This window comes from Sphingobium sp. SG1 (genome assembly GCF_057063145.1).
This window is the reverse complement of sequence record NZ_JBVVOJ010000003.1, coordinates 394,502-412,149: the sequence shown is the minus strand read 5'-3', so window position 1 is coordinate 412,149 and position 17,648 is coordinate 394,502. Positions and strand designations below refer to the sequence as shown.

Annotated in this window: 16 protein-coding genes; 8 read left to right on the top strand and 8 right to left on the bottom strand. The window is 65.0% G+C overall.

Going from position 1 to position 17,648, the window contains the following annotated elements; all coding sequences use genetic code 11:
• The first annotated feature begins 247 nt into the window (after positions 1 to 247).
• The 3 genes from AC0KVN_RS09910 to AC0KVN_RS09900 all read left to right on the top strand — a co-directional run bounded on the left by AC0KVN_RS09910 (position 248) and on the right by AC0KVN_RS09900 (position 3,278).
• Positions 248 to 1,849, top strand: a complete 1,602-nt coding sequence (locus AC0KVN_RS09910) for a phosphoenolpyruvate carboxykinase (RefSeq protein ID WP_017501612.1) — start codon at positions 248 to 250, stop codon at positions 1,847 to 1,849.
• A gap of 125 nt (positions 1,850 to 1,974) precedes the next feature.
• Positions 1,975 to 2,292, top strand: a complete 318-nt coding sequence (locus AC0KVN_RS09905) for a hypothetical protein (RefSeq protein WP_435566907.1) — start codon at positions 1,975 to 1,977, stop codon at positions 2,290 to 2,292.
• Between the two features lie 137 nt (positions 2,293 to 2,429).
• The gene (locus tag AC0KVN_RS09900) at positions 2,430 to 3,278 is read left to right on the top strand and encodes a ferredoxin--NADP reductase (protein ID WP_037517339.1); all 849 of its coding nucleotides are present in this window, start codon (positions 2,430 to 2,432) and stop codon (positions 3,276 to 3,278) included.
• 170 nt (positions 3,279 to 3,448) lie between these two features.
• Here the strand turns inward: AC0KVN_RS09900 and AC0KVN_RS09895 are convergent, their stop codons facing one another.
• Both AC0KVN_RS09895 and AC0KVN_RS09890 read right to left on the bottom strand, forming a co-directional pair.
• Positions 3,449 to 5,284 (bottom strand): DUF885 domain-containing protein, encoded by a 1,836-nt coding sequence (locus AC0KVN_RS09895; RefSeq protein ID WP_483656092.1) that lies wholly within the window; start codon positions 5,282 to 5,284, stop codon positions 3,449 to 3,451.
• Between the two features lie 139 nt (positions 5,285 to 5,423).
• Positions 5,424 to 5,918 (bottom strand): hypothetical protein, encoded by a 495-nt coding sequence (locus AC0KVN_RS09890; RefSeq protein WP_097384256.1) that lies wholly within the window; start codon positions 5,916 to 5,918, stop codon positions 5,424 to 5,426.
• A gap of 117 nt (positions 5,919 to 6,035) precedes the next feature.
• On the opposite strand from AC0KVN_RS09890, the gene AC0KVN_RS09885 reads away from it, so the two are divergent.
• A complete protein-coding gene (locus AC0KVN_RS09885; RefSeq protein WP_435566807.1) occupies positions 6,036 to 7,556 on the top strand; it encodes a KAP family P-loop NTPase fold protein in 1,521 nt (506 codons plus the stop codon).
• Positions 7,557 to 7,639: 83 nt separating this feature from the next.
• On the opposite strand, the gene AC0KVN_RS09880 is transcribed toward AC0KVN_RS09885, so the two are convergent.
• Together AC0KVN_RS09880 and AC0KVN_RS09875 are read right to left on the bottom strand one after the other, a co-directional pair.
• Positions 7,640 to 8,086 carry an NfeD family protein gene (locus tag AC0KVN_RS09880; protein ID WP_435566806.1) on the bottom strand — a complete coding sequence of 149 codons (447 nt, stop codon included), beginning with the start codon at positions 8,084 to 8,086 and terminating at the stop codon, positions 7,640 to 7,642.
• Between the two features lie 484 nt (positions 8,087 to 8,570).
• Positions 8,571 to 9,542, bottom strand: a complete 972-nt coding sequence (locus AC0KVN_RS09875) for an SPFH domain-containing protein (RefSeq protein ID WP_435566805.1) — start codon at positions 9,540 to 9,542, stop codon at positions 8,571 to 8,573.
• Positions 9,543 to 9,619: 77 nt separating this feature from the next.
• Between AC0KVN_RS09875 and AC0KVN_RS09870 the strand changes: the two genes are divergently transcribed.
• Complete coding sequence (locus AC0KVN_RS09870; protein ID WP_097384253.1) at positions 9,620 to 10,435, top strand: HpcH/HpaI aldolase/citrate lyase family protein; 816 nt, start codon at positions 9,620 to 9,622, stop codon at positions 10,433 to 10,435.
• Positions 10,436 to 10,451: 16 nt separating this feature from the next.
• Positions 10,452 to 11,387 (top strand): lactate/malate family dehydrogenase, encoded by a 936-nt coding sequence (locus AC0KVN_RS09865; protein WP_483656091.1) that lies wholly within the window; start codon positions 10,452 to 10,454, stop codon positions 11,385 to 11,387.
• 16 nt (positions 11,388 to 11,403) lie between these two features.
• Here AC0KVN_RS09865 and AC0KVN_RS09860 read toward each other — a convergent pair whose 3' ends face one another.
• Positions 11,404 to 12,357 (bottom strand): quinoprotein relay system zinc metallohydrolase 1, encoded by a 954-nt coding sequence (locus tag AC0KVN_RS09860; protein ID WP_435566803.1) that lies wholly within the window; start codon positions 12,355 to 12,357, stop codon positions 11,404 to 11,406.
• Complete coding sequence (locus tag AC0KVN_RS09855) at positions 12,354 to 13,190, bottom strand: quinoprotein dehydrogenase-associated SoxYZ-like carrier (RefSeq protein ID WP_435566802.1); 837 nt, start codon at positions 13,188 to 13,190, stop codon at positions 12,354 to 12,356. Before AC0KVN_RS09855 ends, AC0KVN_RS09860 begins: the two co-directional genes overlap by 4 nt.
• 84 nt (positions 13,191 to 13,274) lie before the next feature.
• Between AC0KVN_RS09855 and AC0KVN_RS09850 the strand changes: the two genes are divergently transcribed.
• Complete coding sequence (locus tag AC0KVN_RS09850; RefSeq protein ID WP_435566801.1) at positions 13,275 to 13,820, top strand: rhodanese-like domain-containing protein; 546 nt, start codon at positions 13,275 to 13,277, stop codon at positions 13,818 to 13,820.
• Positions 13,821 to 13,908: 88 nt separating this feature from the next.
• Positions 13,909 to 14,352, top strand: a complete 444-nt coding sequence (locus tag AC0KVN_RS09845) for a pseudoazurin (protein WP_017501382.1) — start codon at positions 13,909 to 13,911, stop codon at positions 14,350 to 14,352.
• A 63-nt stretch (positions 14,353 to 14,415) separates the two neighbouring features.
• Here AC0KVN_RS09845 and AC0KVN_RS09840 read toward each other — a convergent pair whose 3' ends face one another.
• Both AC0KVN_RS09840 and AC0KVN_RS09835 read right to left on the bottom strand, forming a co-directional pair.
• Positions 14,416 to 16,920, bottom strand: coding sequence for an FtsX-like permease family protein (locus AC0KVN_RS09840; protein WP_483656090.1), 2,505 nt, complete (start codon positions 16,918 to 16,920; stop codon positions 14,416 to 14,418).
• 24 nt (positions 16,921 to 16,944) lie between these two features.
• A complete protein-coding gene (locus AC0KVN_RS09835; RefSeq protein ID WP_004208064.1) occupies positions 16,945 to 17,637 on the bottom strand; it encodes an ABC transporter ATP-binding protein in 693 nt (230 codons plus the stop codon).
• Positions 17,638 to 17,648: the final 11 nt, after the last annotated feature.

The following is a 17,648-nucleotide window of genomic DNA, read 5'->3' as shown; positions in this document are numbered from 1 at the left end:
CATCCAGCGTTAGACGATGGCCGCCGGGCCTGCAAGGAAGGGGCGTTGCAATTGTTGCTGCGACCCGTGCGTCGTTTTTCGGGACGGGCTGTGGTTCGCCCCTATTTGACGGCCGTAACGCAAAGCCCTATGCCGGTATGGCTTGAAGGGGAGGATGTCCGCGCGACAAGGATCGCGGCGCTCCCGGACGGGCCGGTCGCATAAAAAGACAAGCGACTAAGGGACTTTTTACATCAGGAGCTAAGGCGTGCAGGCCAAATCCTCAATCACCCTGGTCGACCAGGGCATCTCCACCCATGCCACCCAGTTTTGGAACCTCGGCACCGCGCCGCTGGTCGAGGCCGCGCTTGCCAATGGCGAGGGCATTTTGGCCAAGGACGGCCCGCTGGTCGTCAAGACCGGCAAGCATACCGGCCGCAGCGCCAGCGACAAGTTCATCGTCCAGGATGCCGAAACGCAGGACACCGTCTGGTGGGGCAAGACCAATGTGCCGATGACGCCGGCGCACTTCGCCGCGCTGAAGGAGGATTTCTTCAAGGCGCTGGGTGAGAAGGACAAGCTCTATGTCGCCGACCTCTATGGCGGGTCGCAGCCCGAATATCGGGTCAATGTGCGCGTCATCAACGAGTTCGCCTGGCATAACCTGTTCATCCGCACCCTGCTGGTACGGCCCGAGGCGCAGGCGCTGGCCGACTTCGCGCCCGAATATACCATCATCGACCTGCCGACCTTCGTCGCCGATCCGGCCCGCCATGGCTGCCGCAGCGAGACGGTGATCGCGGTCAACTTCACCGAGAAGCTGATCCTGATCGGCGGCACCCGCTATGCCGGCGAGATGAAGAAGTCGGTGTTCGGCATCCTCAATTATCTGCTGCCGACCAAGGGCGTGATGCCGATGCACTGTTCGGCCAATATCGGCCCGAATGGCGACACCGCGGTCTTCTTCGGCCTGAGCGGCACCGGCAAGACGACGCTGTCGGCGGATGCCAGCCGCACCCTGATCGGCGATGACGAGCATGGCTGGTCGGATCAGGCGGTCTTCAATTTCGAGGGCGGCTGCTATGCCAAGATGATCAACCTGTCGGCCGAGGCCGAGCCGGAGATCTTCGCCACCACCAAGCGGTTCGGCACGGTGCTGGAAAATGTCGTGATCGACGAGGAAAGCCGCGAGATCGACCTGGATGACAACTCGCTGGCGGAGAATAGCCGCGGTTCCTACCCGATCGACTTCATCCCGAACACGTCGGAGAAGAATCTGGGGCCGGTGCCCAAGAACATCATCTTCCTGACCGCCGACGCTTACGGCGTTCTGCCGCCGATCGCGCGGCTGACCCCGGAGCAGGCGATGTATCACTTCCTGTCCGGTTACACCGCGCGCGTCGCGGGCACCGAGATCGGCGTGACCGAGCCGACCGCCACCTTCTCGACCTGCTTCGGCGCACCCTTCATGCCGCGCCACCCCAGCGTCTATGGCAATTTGCTGAAGGAGCGGATCAACAAGGGCGGCGTCACCTGCTGGCTGGTCAATACCGGCTGGGCCGGTGGCAAGGCGACCATGCCGGGGATCAAGCGCATGCCGATCAAGGTGACGCGCGCGCTGCTCAACGCGGCGCTCGACGGCAGCCTGAACAGCGCCGAATTCCGCACCGATCCCAATTTCGGGTTCGAGGTGCCGGTGGCGGTGAATGGCGTCGACAGCCAGATCCTCGACCCGCGCGCGATGTGGGCGGACAAGGACGGCTATGACGCGACGGCGGCGACGCTGGTGAAGGCCTTTGTCGACAATTTCGCCCAGTTCGAGGAGCATGTCGACGATGGCGTGCGCAGCGCGGCGCTGACGGCGGCCTGAATGGGCGCCTGATCGGACGCAGCATTCTAGTGAAGGGGCCGGGGCGGAAACGCTCCGGCTCTTTTGCTTTTGGCGGGGGCGCGGCGGTGCTATGCTGTCCGCCTATCATGGCAGCGGAGATTAGCATGGGCATGTTCGACAATCTGATGGGTAATCTGGGCGGGCTGGAAGCGATCGCGCAGAAGGTCGGGCTGGAGCCGGAACAGATGCAGGGCCTGCTGAACGAGATCGGCGCCAAGATCGGCAGCGGCGAAACCAGCGTGTCGGCACTGGCAGAGACGGCGGCCGAACATGGCGTGTCGGCGGATGCGCTGCAGCAGTTGCTGGGCCAGTTTGGCGGACCGAAGGCGATATTGGGGCAACTCGGCGGCTTCCTGGACCGCGATGGCGACGGCAATCCGCTCAATGAGCTGAGCGGCCTCGCCAAGGGGCTGTTCGGCTAACAGACGGCGAGGGGCGGGCCGGCAAAGCCGGCCCTTGGCCGCCCCCAAGTTTTTTTGGCCTTGCCTTCGCGATGCGGTGGGGCCATTTGCGGACTATACCATTATTGCGAATGATCCGCAACTAGCGCCGCCTGATCATGGCGGCGCCGACGAAATGCAAGGATAAGGTCTTGACCGACGTGACGATCGAAAAGCCGGTTCTGGAACCCACCGGCGCGCTTTCCGTGGAAACCGTGCTGTCGGTGAAGCACTGGAACGAGCATCTGTTCAGCTTCCGCATCACCCGCCCGGCAAGCTTCCGCTTCCGCTCGGGCGAGTTCATCATGATCGGCCTGAAGGGCGATAACGGCAAGCCGCTGCTGCGCGCCTATTCGATCGCCAGCCCGGCCTGGGACGAGGAAATCGAATTCCTGTCGATCAAGGTGCAGGACGGGCCGCTGACCAGCAAGCTGCAGAAAATCGAGCCGGGCGACCAGATCTATCTGGGCCGCAAGCCGACCGGCACGCTGGTGACCGACGCGCTGCTGCCGGGCAAGCGGTTGTTCATGCTGTCGACCGGCACCGGCCTGGCGCCGTTCCTGAGCCTGCCGCGCGATCCGGACGTGTATGAGTTTTACGAGCAGGTCGTGGTGGTGCATTCGGTGCGCCGGGTGAGCGATCTGGCCTTCCGCGAAGAGATGGAAGGCAAGTGGGCCGAAGACCCGTTGGTGTCGGAGCAGGCCGCCGGCCAGTTCCATTATGTGCCGACCGTGACGCGGGAGGAGTTCCCCAACAATGAGCGCATCGACAAGCTGGTCGAGAGCGGCAAGCTGTTCGAGGGGATTCCGGGCGCGGCGAAGTTCGACCCCGAAACCGACCGGATCATGATGTGCGGCAGCATGGAGATGATCAAGCAGTTCGCGGCCTATTTCGAGGAGCAGGGCTTCACCGAAGGCTCCAACGCGGCGCCGGGGCAGTTCGTGATCGAGCGCGCGTTCGTCGGTTAAGGGCTGACGTTAGAGAGATAGGAAAGGGCCGGGGGAGCGATCCTCCGGCCCTTTTTTTGTTGTGTCAGGTCCGTTCGTCCTGAGCGAAGTCGAAGGACGCGCCGAGCGGAGCGAGGTGCCTCACTGCGTTCGGCAGAAGGCTTCGACTTCGCTCAGCCCGAACGGTTCTTTTACGCCCTCTTCCGGCCCGCGACATAGGCGTCGACATTTTTCGCCAGCACGGTCATCGGCACGCCGCCACCCTTGACCACGGCGTCGTTGAACAGGCGGAAGTCGAACTTGTCGCCCAGCGCCTGTTGCGCCATTCCGCGCAGGCGGACGATTTCGCCATGGCCGACCTTGTAGCCGCAGGCCTGGCCCGGCCAGGCGCAATAACGGTCGACCTCGCCCTGCACATCCTCGACCGTGGAGCCGTTGGTGGTGGCGAACCAGTGGATCGCCTGGTCGCGGGTCCAGCGCTTGGCATGAAGGCCGGTGTCGACCACCAGGCGGCAGCAGCGATAGGCGATCGACTGGAGATAGCCCAGCCGCCCGGCGACATCGCCATCATAGGCGCCCAACTCGTCGCCCAACTGCTCGGCATAGAGCGCCCAGCCCTCCGAATAGGCGTTGAAGGCGAGCAGCGAGCGGATCAGGGGGAGCTTGTAGGTGTATTCGCCCTGCCAGATATGGCCCGGAATCCCCTCATGATAGCAAAGCGTCGGCAGCGCATAGCGCGGCCAGATGCTGGTATCGCGCAGGTTGATATAATAATTGCCCGGCACGCTGCCGTCGATCGTGCCCGCGCCGGCATAGGCGCCCGGCGCCCCGGCCTCGATCTCCACCGGCACCCGTTTCACCACCAGCTTGGCCGGCACCAGGGTCGCGAAGGCGCGGGGCAGGCGGGTGCGGATATCGGCCAGGCGCCCGTCGATATAGGAGAGGATCTGCTGGCGCCCCTTGTCGTCATTGGGGAAGAGATAGCGCGGATCCTTGCCCATCGCCGTCATCCGCTCGCCCACGGTCCCCTTGGTCATGCCGAGGGATTTCAGCAGCCGATCCATTTCCGACTGAAGGGCCTTGAGCTGTTCCTGGCCCAGCGCATGGACTTCGTCGGGCGACATGGTGGTGGTGGTGCCGGCCTGCAGCGCCCAGGCATAATAGGCCTCGCCCTGCGGCAGTTTCCACACGCCCGCATCCATGGTGGCAAGGCCACGCTGGCGGGTGAGTTCGGCGGCCTGGCGGGCAAGGGCGGGGGCGATGGCGGTGCGGGTGATCTGCTGCGCCTTGGCGGCATAATCGCCCTGCATGTCGCGGGTGCGGCGCGCGATCGAGGCGACCGGCACCCACTGGTCGATCGGCTGGCCCTGCACCGCCTTCATCTGGCCCAGCGTCTTGTCGAGCAGGAAGGCGGGGGCGACGACGCCGATGCCGGCGTCATGCTTCAACCGCTCGGTCTCGCCGTCGAGATTGGCGGCATATTGGGTCAGGCGTTCGAGATAGGCGTCGGCGTCGGCCGGGGTGGCGATGGCGTGATTGGCGTCGAGGAAATCGGGCGTCTCGATGAAGGCGCCGGTATTCTGGGCGACGGCATAGGGCGCGTTGCGATAGGACCAGTTGCTGTTCATCATCGCCATGTCGCCGAAGGGGAAGGCGAAGCCGGCATCGGCCAGTTCATGGGCGGCGCGCACCACCTCCACATCGGTGCGGGTGGCGGGGGACAGGGCGTCGAGATCGACGGCGCGCAACTGGGTCAGGCGATCCTTCACATGGGCGGCGATCCGGGCCTGGCCGGCCGGGCTCTTGTCGCCAAGGCGCGCTTTGAGCGGGGCGCGGGCGCCGGTGTCGAGGCCAAGGCCGCTTGCGGTCTCGGGCGCATCGGCCAGCATCGCCTCGGCCATGCCGGCGAGCAGGGCTTCGGCGCGGGCATCGGCTGTCGTTGCCTGCGCCAGGGTGCGGGCGGGGAGCGCCGAAAGGGCGAGGGCGGAGGAGCCGGCGACGAGGAAATCGCGGCGGGAGGTCGTCATGGCGAAAAGGGTCTCCGTAGGAAATCACGCGGCTGGCGCGATTTCCGAGTCATCCGGCGGGGCGCCGGGTTGGAAATCGCTCGCTTAACTTCGCATATTTCCCGCACATTTCGACATCTTATTTCCTACCCGCGACAGATCATAATAATCGGGCGATGCAGCCAAGGTCGATCTCCGGCGCGCTGATCGAGAGTTCCGCGACCAGATCGCGCAGGGCGATGCGCTGGCGATGGGGCATGGCGGCGCGGGCGCCGCTGCGCTCGGCACAGATGGTGCGCATCGCCGCCAGCATCACCCGATTGTCGGGCGCGCGGCGATGGCCGACCACCACGCCGCGCCGGACGATGGGGCGGACCTGCGCGCAGCGGGTCAGCGCGATCGCCTGGGCACGGGCGGCGTCCAGCCCCATCTCCAGCGCCCAGTCCCAGGCGGCGGCAAAACTCTCTGCCCCCTGTTTCTGCCGCAGCTGATAGGCCGAGCGCGGCGAACAGCCGACGCTGCGCGCCGCTTGCGCCACCACGCCGCAGCGCGCCAGCATGTCGATAAAGGCCCGCTGTGCGGCCGGCGACCAGCCCGACGCGCGCCGGCGCAGCATCGGGACGGAGGTGAAGTGGAGAAGGGGCATGTCGGTCATGCCGGCGAGGCTATCATGGGGCGGGACGTGTAGGACAGGGGGTGGCGGCGGGTGAGATTGACCTCGTGTGGTTAGCACTGTCATGAATGTATTGAGAATGGGGAGGCGGCTAGCAACATGACACCTGACGAAATCTGGAATGAGGACACGGCTACAGGGCGTCAAGCGGACCTGTTCGGTCGCCGGGAGGAGGCTGAGCAGCTAATTGCGTACATTGAGAGTGTTGCCGGTCGCCGATCAATTCGAGAAGATAAGCGCGCATATACTATTGCTGTTGACGCGCCGTATGGTGAAGGGAAGAGCTTTTTTCTTCGCCGTCTTGCCGAGCATATGAAGATTAACCACCCAGTGGCTTATGTTGATGCTTGGTCGGACGACCTCGCCGACGAACCATTAACGGCGTTGGCCGCAACCCTTAAGGCTGCGCTTGAGCCAGTGGCTAGTGCTCCCGGCATGCAGGCTGGCCTTGCCAACTTCATGAGTAAGACTGGCAAGGTCGCAAAAATCGTCGGTTGGGGGCTGCTTCGTCGTGGAGCAGGGCTGGTCATAACTGGGAAGGCTGTGGGCGTTGCAGAGGGGGTGCTAACTGGTACGTCCGAAGCGATAAGAGATGCAGTTGATGATGGGCTCCAAGGCGTCGGTAATGGCACTGCGGATGATGTTGCTGCGGGGGTGAAAGCTGTCACTGGTCAGGCCCTTATGGAGGCAAGAATTGCTGCTTTTGAGGAGGGTAAGCAGGCTGTCCAGAATATGAAGGATAGCCTTTCTAGTATCGTCGCAGCACTCGAGCGGGATAGGAATGGCAATCACCCTCCCATCGTGATCGTTATTGACGAACTCGATCGTTGTCGGCCAACATACTCGGTGAAACTATTAGAGGAGATCAAGTATCTTTTCGACGTACCTGGCATCGTATTCGTTCTTGCATTGCATCGCGATCAACTTCGACATTCGATTTCTGGTGCCTATGGAGCAGGTTTTGATGGGTGCGCATATCTCAAGCGCTTCATTGACCGTGAATACCGTCTTGCAACTCCCCCACTCGCTCCATTGCTAGAGCAGTTGTGCCGAAACGCTGGATTGAGTGTTCAAAATTTTGTCTGGCCTAGCATGGTTATTTCCGAAACCGCTGACCTTGATCCGACGCTACCGGACCTTTTAGCTGAATACATGCGGGTGTACGGGCTGAGCGCACGCGACGCTTTTGAACTCGTTGATATATTGCAGACGTCGGTGGCGGTAGCGAACCAAGTGCGGTTGCACCTGCCTTACTTACTTCCATTAGCGATCGGGGTGATGAAGGGGTTGTCTGTTGGTGAACTGCCCAAGCCCGTCGTTGAAACCCGCTGGGTCTATGTTCCAAACTGGTCTCGGAACGTAGGTGGTATGCGAGATGCCACTGAAGTAGGTTTCCAACAGATAGCCAAAGAATTCCAGAGCGTGATGTCAATGTCCTATGAAGAACGCATAACTGCCAAGGAAGAAAATAAGATGGGTTACGTGTTCAATGTTGTTGTTAGGGATCCTGGCCGTGGTGATGCAAGTTCGCCGGTTTGGTCTTTGTATGGTTATCAAAAATTACTTAGAACTGTGTCGCGTTTTTCCAGTCCTGAATTTGAAAATTATCAAAAATTATGAAGGTTATTTGTTTGGAGGATGGTGGTTTGATCCTCGGCCAAGCTTGTTCAGAGCCAGTCGAAGTAGTGGGATAACGGTAGTTCTTATCCCTCCTCCACCCACAGCACCGCGCCTTCTGCGCCCGTGACGCGCACCCGTGCGCCCGCTTCGCTGTCCGGGCCGCGGGCGGTCCAGACGCTGTCGCCGACCTTGACCCGGCCTTCGCCGCCGCGGATCGGCTCTATGACTGTCACCAGTTCGCCGATCAGGCGGGCGGTGCGGTCGTTGAGATTGGGGTCGGTCGAGGGCACCGGATTGTCCACATACCAGCGCCGCCCGGCCCAGACCGAGACGACGCAGAGCGCGGCGAAGATCAGCAGCTGCAGCGGAATGCCGATCGGCAGCGCCAGCGCGGCGAGGCCGGTGATGGCGGCGGCGATCGCGATCCAGATCAGGAAGACGCCGGGGATCAGCACCTCCGCAATCGCCAGCAGCGCGGCGAAAACCAGCCAGGCCCAATGATCCTGAAGCAGGGTGAGCCAATGCGTCATGGGGTGGTCCTGTGGTTGGTGGGGTGGGGTGTTTTTGTGTCATCCCCGCGGAGGCGGGGATCCATCTCATGCGATCTCGGGCTTGAACCAAGGTGGGGAGATGGATTCCCGCTTTCGCGGGAATGACGGGGGTGGGTAAGGAAAGGGGGGAAGGCAGAGGGATGCCAGCCTGCGCTGGCATGACGGGGTGTTTTTGGGCGCTCCCTCGTCCGTTCGGGCTGAGCTTGTCGAAGCCCTCGCCTGAGCGGAGCGAAGGCCTCACTTCGTTCGGCTGAGCCCTTCGACAGGCTCAGGGCGAACGGTGTTTGGGGCGGGCGTTGCGCTGCGGGCTTCTCGACTTGGCTCGAAGCGGACGGATGTGGTGGGCGGTTCGGGGTGGTGGTGGCATTTTCGGCAAGCGGGATGGGTGCGTAGCGCGCGGGGGCTTGGCCGCTATGGCCTGACAGGGAGGACCGGTTGCGCAGGGGCGCCATCGCGACCTCCCTCAGCCCTGCGCCTGGCCGAACGGGCCTCGGCGCGGCGCGGCGGGTGGCGTTGGCGGGGTGGGGGTGTCGCCCAGCGCTTCCTTGGCGAGCTGGCCGATGCCGCCGAGCGTGCCGATGAGCTGGGTCGCTTCGACCGGGAAGAGGATGGTCTTGGCATTGGGCGAGGTGGCGAATTGTTGCACCGCGTCGGTATATTTCTGGGCGATGAAATAATTGAGCGCCTGCGGATTGCCGGCCGCGATCGCGTCCGACACCATCTGGGTCGCCTTGGCTTCGGCTTCCGCCTCGCGCTCGCGCGCTTCGGCATCGCGGAAGGCGGCTTCGCGGCGGCCTTCGGCTTCCAGGATCTGCGACTGTTTCTGGCCCTCGGCGCGCAGGATCTCGCTGCTTTTAAGGCCCTCGGCCTCCAGGATGTTGGCGCGCTTCTCGCGCTCCGCCTTCATCTGCCGGCCCATGGCGTTGACGATGTCGGCGGGCGGGCGGATGTCCTTGAGTTCCACGCGGGTGATCTTGATGCCCCAGGCGTTGGTGGCGTGATCGACCACGGAGAGGAGGCGGGCGTTGATCTCGTCGCGCTTCGACAGGGTTTCGTCGAGGTCCATCGAGCCCATCACGGTGCGCAAATTGGTGGTGGCGAGCTGCATGATGGCGACATAGAGTTCGGACACTTCATAGGCGGCCTTGGCGGCGTCGAGCACCTGGAAGAAGACGACGCCGTCGACCGACACCATGGCATTATCCTTGGTGATGATTTCCTGCCCCGGAATGTCGACGACCTGCTCCATCATGTTGATCTTGCGACCGACGGCGTAGAAGAAGGCGGGGTAGAAATTGAGGCCGGGCTTCGCCACCTCGGTAAAGCGGCCGAAACGCTCGATGGTATATTGATAGCCCTGCCGCACCACCTTGACGCTGACCGCCAGGTAGAAGAGCACCAGAAACGTGACCGTGAGTGCGAAGGTCGTCACCATATGTCCTCCCCAATGTGGGAGCGCACTATGGCGGCTATTCGTTAACGGGAAAAGGCAAAGTGATGGAGAGACATAAGATGCAGTTGCGCCACGCCCGATCCCTGCTGTTCCTGCCCGCGTCCAATCCGCGCGCGGTGGCCAAGGCGCGCACCCTGGCGTGCGACATGGTGATCCTGGACCTGGAGGATGCGGTGCCCGACGCGGACAAGGCGGCGGCGCTGGATGCGGCGGTGGAGGCCGTGGGCGAGGGCTTTGGCGGGCGGCTGATGGCGGTGCGGATCAATGTCGAGGGGATGCCGTCGCATGGGCCAGAGATGGTGGCGCTGAAGCGCACCGCGGTCGACTATGTGGTGCTGCCCAAGGTCGAGAATGCCAAGCAGGTGAAGGATGTCTATTCGGTGGCGCAGAAGCCGGTGATCGCGATGATCGAGAGCGCGAAGGGCGTGCTGGCGGCGCCGGGAATCGCAGCGGGCGAGGGCTGTGCCGCCTTGTTCGTGGGCACCAATGATTTGCGCAAGGATCTGGCGATACCGCCCTCGGCTGGGCGGGCGGGGCTGGCCCATGTGCTGCAGAGCGTGGTGCTGGCGGCGCGGGCGGCGGGGATCGCGGTGTTCGACGGGGTGTTCAACCGGCTGGATGATGAGGCGGGGCTGGAGGCGGAATGCGCCGAGGGCCATGGCTTCGGCTTTGACGGCAAGACGCTGATCCATCCGGGGCAGGTGCCGGTGGCGAACCAGGCGTTCGGGCCGGACGCGCAGGCGGTGGCGGATGCGCGCCGGCTGATCGAGGCGGCGACCGGCGGGGCCGAGCGCTTCGAGGGGCGGATGATCGAGGCGATGCATGTCGACGAGGCGCGGGCGCTGGTGGCGCGGGCGGAGGCGGTCGGGCAATAGCGAAAGGCGACAAGGCATGGCGGTACGGTTCGACAAGGTTGCGATCATCGGGACCGGCCATGTCGGTGCCACGGCCGCCTATGCGATGATGCTGCGCGGGCTGTTCACGCAGATCCTGCTGATCGATGCGGACGGGCCGCGCGCGCAGGCCGAGGCGCTGGACATTGCCGACGCCAATGCGCTGGCGCGGCCGGCCCATGTCCTGCGCGGCGACTATCGGGATGCGGGCGACGCGGCGATCGTCGTCATCACCGCGGGCGCGACCACCCATGGCGAGGAAAGCCGGCTGTCGGTCGCCGGACGCAGCGCCGCGATCGTGGCGGACTGTGCGCGGCGGGTGGTGGAAGCGGGCTTTGCCGGGGTGATGATCGTCGCGTCCAACCCGGTCGATGCGATGGCGCAGGTGGCGCAGCGCGCGTCGGGCCTGCCGGTGGGACAGGTGATCGGCACCGGGACGCTGCTCGACAGTGCGCGCTTTCGCCGGCGGCTGGCCGACCGGCTGGGGGTGGCGCCGGTGTCGGTCGAGGGACAGGTGCTGGGCGAGCATGGCGACAGCGAGGTGGCGGTCTTTTCGGGCGTGCGGATCGGCGGGGTGACGCTGGACCAGTTTCGCGGCGGCGCGGTGCTGGACCGGGCGGAACTGGCGCATGAGACGATGCGGGCGGGCTATGCGATCAACTATGGCAAGGGCCATACAAGCTATGGCGTGGCGACGGCGATCGTGCGGCTGTGCGAGGCGGTGCGGCGCGACGAGCAGGTGGTGCTGCCGGTGTCGACCCTGGCCCATGGCGAATGCGGCGTGGCGGGCGTCTATCTGAGCCTGCCCTGCGTGATCGGGGCGCTGGGGGTGAGTCGGGTGCTGGCGCCGGACCTGGATGCGGAGGAGCGGGCGGCGCTGCAGGCGTCGGCAGCGGTGTTGCAGGGCATCATGGACGGGCTGGAATCCCATTGAAAAATCGCCGGCGATATCATCCTTCGGGCAGGTCCACCCTGGGCAGCAGTTCCGCCTCCAGCGCGGGATAGAGGTGGGAGACGCTGCGTTGCAGCTCGTAGCGGGCGGCGGCCATTGTGGCGAAGCGGTCGGGGATGGGGAGGGTGCCGGCCTCCACCATGTCGAGGCCGGACTGCACGGCGGCGCGCAGCGTCGCATCGAGCCAGTCGAGCCAGTCGCGGGTCTGGGCGATGGCGCGGGTGCCGGCGGGATCGAAGGGGCCATGGCCGGGGATCGCCGCCTTGTGCGGCAATTGGGCGAGCGCATCCAGGCTTTCGCGCCAGCGGCCAAGGTTTGCGGTCGGCGTGCTGGGCGCGCGGTCGAGGAAGAGCAGGTCGCCGGCGATCAGCGTGCCGGTGCGTTCGTCCAACAAGGCGAGATCGGCATTGCTGTGGCCGGCGAGCGGCAGCAGTTGCAGGCGGCGGCCGCCGAAATCCTCTGTCGGCTGGTCGATCCGCCGCCCCGGCAGGGCGAGGTCGGTGCCGCGCATCCAGTCGCCCAGCAGGCGATAGAGCGCATCGGAAAAGCCGCGTCCATCCCGTTCCATGTCGGCGATGGTGCCGGGCAGGGCGGCGACGATGGCGGGATCGAAGGCGGCGATGCCCATGCCATGGTCGGGATGGAGATGGGTGACATAGACCCGCACGACCGGCTGGCCGGTCAGCGTCTCCGCCATTTTCTTGAGCATATGGCCATAGCGGATCGACGGGCCGGCATCGACCAGCAGCGTGCCGGCCGGGGTGGCGATGATCGTAATATTGGCGATCGCGCCGCCATTGGCGAAGACCATCGGTTCGTCGGCGCCATGGATCATCCACAAGCCATCGGCGACCGGCTGCGGATCGATGCGATAGTCATCGGTTGCGGCGCCGGTCAGCAGCGGGAGGGCGCCGGTCATGCCGGCCAGCGCCTGTCGGCGGCTGAGCATCATCGGCCGGTCGCGCCGGTGGCAGCGGGCAGGGGCGACTGGCGGGCGACGGTCACCTTGGCGAGATAGGCGCGGCCATTGGTGTCGCGCGCGGCGATGGAGAGCATGTCGCCGGGATGGGCGCGGGGCATCAGGGTGATGGCGGGGTCTTCGGCCACGGCGGCCCATATCTCCATCTCACCGAGCAGTCGGCCGTCAGGGCCGGTCACGCGCATCTGTTCGATATGATAGGTCGGGATATTGGCGACGAAGCCGGTGTCCATCGGATGGCGGAAGGTGACGCGCAGCCGGCTGGCGCCATCGGCCATCGGCCAGGCTTCACCCCGCATTTCGCCCAGATGCTGTGCCCAGTCGCCCTTCACCCGGCTGACCGGCGGGGCCGAACAGCCGCCGCCCGCCGCATCGACCCAGCCGCCGCTGACCAGCCATTGGCCGTCGGCCAGTTGCACCGCGCCGCGCACCGGGGTGCGCTGGTCGAGCTTGATGCGGGTGGCGACATAGGGCTGCGCGCCGTCGGGGCGATAATCTATGGCGATCGGGATGGGATTGAGATCGGCCAGGATCAGCATGCGCCTGACCGGACCGAGGCCCGGACCGAGGCCGCGCGCGTCGAGCGCGACCGGGAAGCTGCGCTGGTTTTCCGCGATTTCGGGATAGCTGACCTTCACGCGCGGGTCGAAGCGGACCGGATCGTCGCCGAAGATGGTCTGCGCATGGGCGGTCCACATCGGCGAGTGCAGCGGATCGGCGGGATAGGGCGCGCGGGCAGGCGCGATGCTGCCGGCTGCCAGCAGACAGGACATGGCCATGGCTGTCAGGGTCTTGCGCCTGTTCATCCTCTTCTCCCAAAGTCCATGCCTAGCGCCGGGAAAAACCGGCTACCATTGCACCTTGGGTCGTGGAGCGTGGAAGGGATGGGGATGCGGGCGAGGATCGGGCTGATGGCGGTGCTGCTGCTGGTGCCTGGCGTGACGCAGGCGCAGGAGGCGGGGCTGTTCGATGCAGAGGGCTATCGCATCGCTTATTATCGCAGTCCCGTGCATCGCCCGCCCGAGGGCGTGGGCAGGATCGCGCCGGCCGCGATCGCCGGGCTGCGGCCGGATATCGACATGATCCTGATCGATGTGCTGCCGGCCGAGGGTGCCCATCGCGCGGCGGACGGACGCTGGCAACTGGCGCAGCCGCATGAGAGCATCCCCGGCGCCCACTGGTTTCCCGAAAGCGGGCGGGGCGCGCCGATGCCGGATATCGCCGACTGGTTCGCGCGCGGGGTTGCGCGGCTGACCGGGGGGAAGCGCGACCGGATGATCGTCACCTTCTGCCGCGCGGATTGCTGGATGGGCTGGAATGCGGCGCGACGGCTGCGGGCGATGGGCTATCGCAATATCTGGTGGCTGGCCGAGGGGACGGACGGCTGGCGCGATCTGGGGCGCGACCTGAGGCCCGTCCGGCCCGCGCGCCGATAGGACCAAAGGTCAATTGTCCGGCGCCCGATTTGCGGCATGTTGCACGCTAACGGGGTAGTTCAAATCATTGATTTTCGGGAGAGAGTAAATGCTTCATCGTTCGGCGCTGGCGATCATCGGCGGCCTGGCCATGGCCAGTGCGATGCCGGCCGCGGCCAAGGACATCACCGTCCATATGAAGAACAAGGGCGCCGATGGCGCGATGGTGTTCGAGCCGTCCTTCGTGAAGGCGGCGCCGGGCGACGTGATCCATTTCCAGCCGACCGATCCCAGCCATAATGCCGAGACCATCTCCACCATGTTGCCGGCCGGCGCGACGCCGATGAAGGGGGCGATGAACAAGGAAGCGGTGCTGACCGTCAGCAAGCCGGGCCTCTATGGGATCAAGTGCATGCCCCATTATTCGATGGGCATGGTGGCGCTGGTGCAGGTGGGCAAGCCGACAGCGGCCGATGTGACGGCGGCCAAGGCGGTCAAGCTGCCGCCCTTCGCCGCCAAGCGGATGAATGCGGCGCTTGCCCAGGTGAAATAAGCGCGGGCCAGTCCCGCGAACAGGCAGGCCGGTCATCCACCAGGATGGCCGGCCTGTTCTCTGTCATTCGTAGCGCAGCGCGTGGATCGGGTTGGTGCGCGCAACGCGGAAGCTGTGCGCGCCGATCGTGAGGATCGCGATCAGCAGCGCCAGCCCGCCTGCCAGCAGGAAGGGCAGGGGCGTCAGCGCGATGCGGGAGTCGAAGCCGTTGAGCCAGTCCCGCATCACCCACCAGGCGACCGGCCAGGCGATGAGGTTGGCGATCAGCACCGGGCGGGTGAACTGCCAGACCAGCAGTTGCACGATCTTGCCCGTGCTGGCGCCCAGCACCTTTCGGATGCCGATTTCCTTGGTCCGGCGCTGCGCGGTGAAGGCGGACAGGCCGAACAGGCCAAGGCAGCCGACGATCACCGCCAGCAGGGCGAAGGCGGCGAAGGCCTGGGCCCGTGCTTCTTCGGCATGATAGACTTCGCGCACGATGTCGTCGCTGAAGCGCGCGCTGAAGGGCACTTCGGGAGCGAGGCGCTTCCACACACTCTCGATCCGCGCCAGCACCGTCGCCGGATTGCCATGATAGCGGATCAGCATTTCGTTATGATTGTCGCGATCGAAGAGGAAGAAGATCGGGTCCATCGGATCGCGGATCGAGCGGAAGCGTGAATCCTGGACGACGCCGATGATGGTGATGGGCACGCTGCCGCCAAATTCGTCGCGCACCAGGCCACCACGCACCTGCTTGCCGATCGCGTCCTGCGGTGAAGCAAAGCCCAGCCGCTTGACCGCCAGTTCGTTGACCACGGTATTGGCGCCGCGCGCAGCAAAAGCCCGTTCGGCCTCCGGAACCTCCGGGAAGGGACGGGTGATGTCGTCGATCGGCCGGTTGATGTCGAAGCTCCGACCGGCGAGCAGCTTGATGCCCATCGTGTCGAAGAATTTCGTGTCGACCTGATAGATGCCCATGCTGATCGGCTCTTCACGGCCGGGCACGAGGATGCCGCTATTGGTGTTGTTGGTGGTGCTGATGCCGATATTGGTGCGGCCGACCGAGGTCACGCCGTCGACCTTCTCGATTTCCCGCACCATCGTGTCGAGCACCGGATCGAGCTGGCGGCGGCTGATGCCCGAAATCTGGATCAGCCCCTCGCGCTTGTAGCCGGGATCGGAATTGCGGGCGTAGAGGGTCTGGGCATAGACCACCGCCGTGCAGATGATGAGGCCGATCGACACCGCGAACTGGGCGACGACCAGCGCACTGCGCAACCGGCCCGATCCTTCCGCATCGGCGGCCGACTTGTTGGCCTTGAGCACGCGGGCAGGCTGGAAGCGGGACAGGTAGAAGGCGGGATAGGCGCCGCCGGCCACGCCGACCAGCAGCACCAGGCCGATGATCGGCAGGATGAGGCCGCCGCTGCCGAAATAATGGAGGCTGAGGTCCGCGTCGAGGAAGCGGCTGACCAGCGGCAGCAGCAGTTCGGTCAGCGCCAGCGCGACCAGCATCGCCACCGCCGAGACCAGGATGGATTCGCCGATGAATTGGAGCACCAGCTGGCGGCGATTGGCGCCCAGCACCTTGCGCAGGGCGACCTCCCGCGCGCGCTGGCTGGCGCGGGCGGTGGCGAGGTTGACGAAATTGACGCAGGCCATGCCCAGGATCAGCAGCGCGACGATGGCGAAGGTGATGATCGAGCCGCGATCATTGCCCGGCGTCATCGACCCGTTCTGGGCGCGGCCGAGATGGACGTCGCGAACATTGACCAGGGCGAAGTTCATATCGTCGCCCTGGTTGAAGCGACGGCCGCCGAAAAACTGATCGGGGATGTTGCGCTTTTCCCATTGCGGCAACTGCGCATTGATTGACTTGACGTCGGCACCGGGCTTCAGCCGGGCATAGATCCAGCCCGACTGCCAGCCATATTGGCTGAGGAAATCGGGCGTCTGCGCCCAGTAGCTGGGCGGATCATAGCGGGCGAGCATGGTGAGCTTGAGGTGCGAGGCCTTGGGCAGATCCTTGAGCACGCCATTGACGCGATAGTCGGTCGAGGTGCCGCGCGAGATGAGCGTCAGCGTCTGGCCCATCGGGTCTTCGCTGCCGAAGCGGCGCTTCGCCTCGCTGTCGGTCAGCACCATGTCGCCGGGCTTGGCCAGCGCGGTGCGCGGATCGCCCTTCACCAGCGGCAGGTCGAGCACGTCGAACACCGGACCGTCGACGAATTTCATGTCGTCCACTTCGGTCGCGACGCCGTTGCGCAGCACGACCGGCCCCGCCGACAGCAGATGGACGGCCGCCGCGATCTGCGGGAAATCCTTCCGCAGCGCCGCCTGCGCGACATAGGGCGCCATCTGGAGATTGTTTTCGCGGCCGCCATGCGGGTCGGTATAATAGGTCTGGAACTGGAAGGTCCGGTCCGCCTGCGGCATCCAGGCGTCGAAGGTCAGTTCATTGCGGACGAACAGCAGGATGATGAGGCAGGCCGCCATGCCGGTCGCCAGCCCCAATATGTTGATCGCCGCATAGGTGCGGCTCTTGAGCAGCGACCGCAGGCCGACCGTCAGATAATTGCGCCACATGGGAAGTCTCTCCGTCTTGGGCTATCAGGCGGCGCGGCGCCGTTCCTGCAGGATGCGGCCGTCCAGCATGTGGACGACGCGGCTGGCATAATCGGCATGGGCGGGCGAATGGGTGACCATGACGATGGTCGATCCTTCGGCGTTGAGCGTCTGGAGCATCTTCATCACTTCCTCGCCATGGCTGGTGTCGAGGTTGCCGGTCGGTTCGTCGGCCAGGATCAGGCGCGGTTCGGACACCAGCGCGCGGGCGACGGCGACGCGCTGCTGCTGGCCGCCCGACAGCTGGCTGGGCCGGTGGCGGGCACGATGGGCGATGCCGACCCGGTCCATTACCGCCTCGACCTTCGCCTTGCGCTCGGCCGCGGGCATGGCGTGATAGAGCAGGGCCAGCTCGATATTCTCGGCCACGCTCAGTTCGTCGATCAGATTGAAGCTCTGGAAGATGAAGCCCAGATGGGTCTTGCGGATGCCCGCCAGCCTGGGTTCGGGCAGGCCCGCAATCTCGGTATCGCCAAAGCGGTAGGAGCCGCTCGACGGGCTGTCGAGCATGCCGATCATGTTCAGCAGGGTCGATTTGCCGCAGCCCGACGGGCCCATGATCGCGACAAATTCGCCCTGGAAGATGTCGAGGTCGATCGCGTCGAGCGCGGTGGTTTCGACCATGTCGGTGCGATAGACGCGGCTGAGTTCACGCAGGCTGAGCAACGCTTGGGTCATGTCTTTGCCTT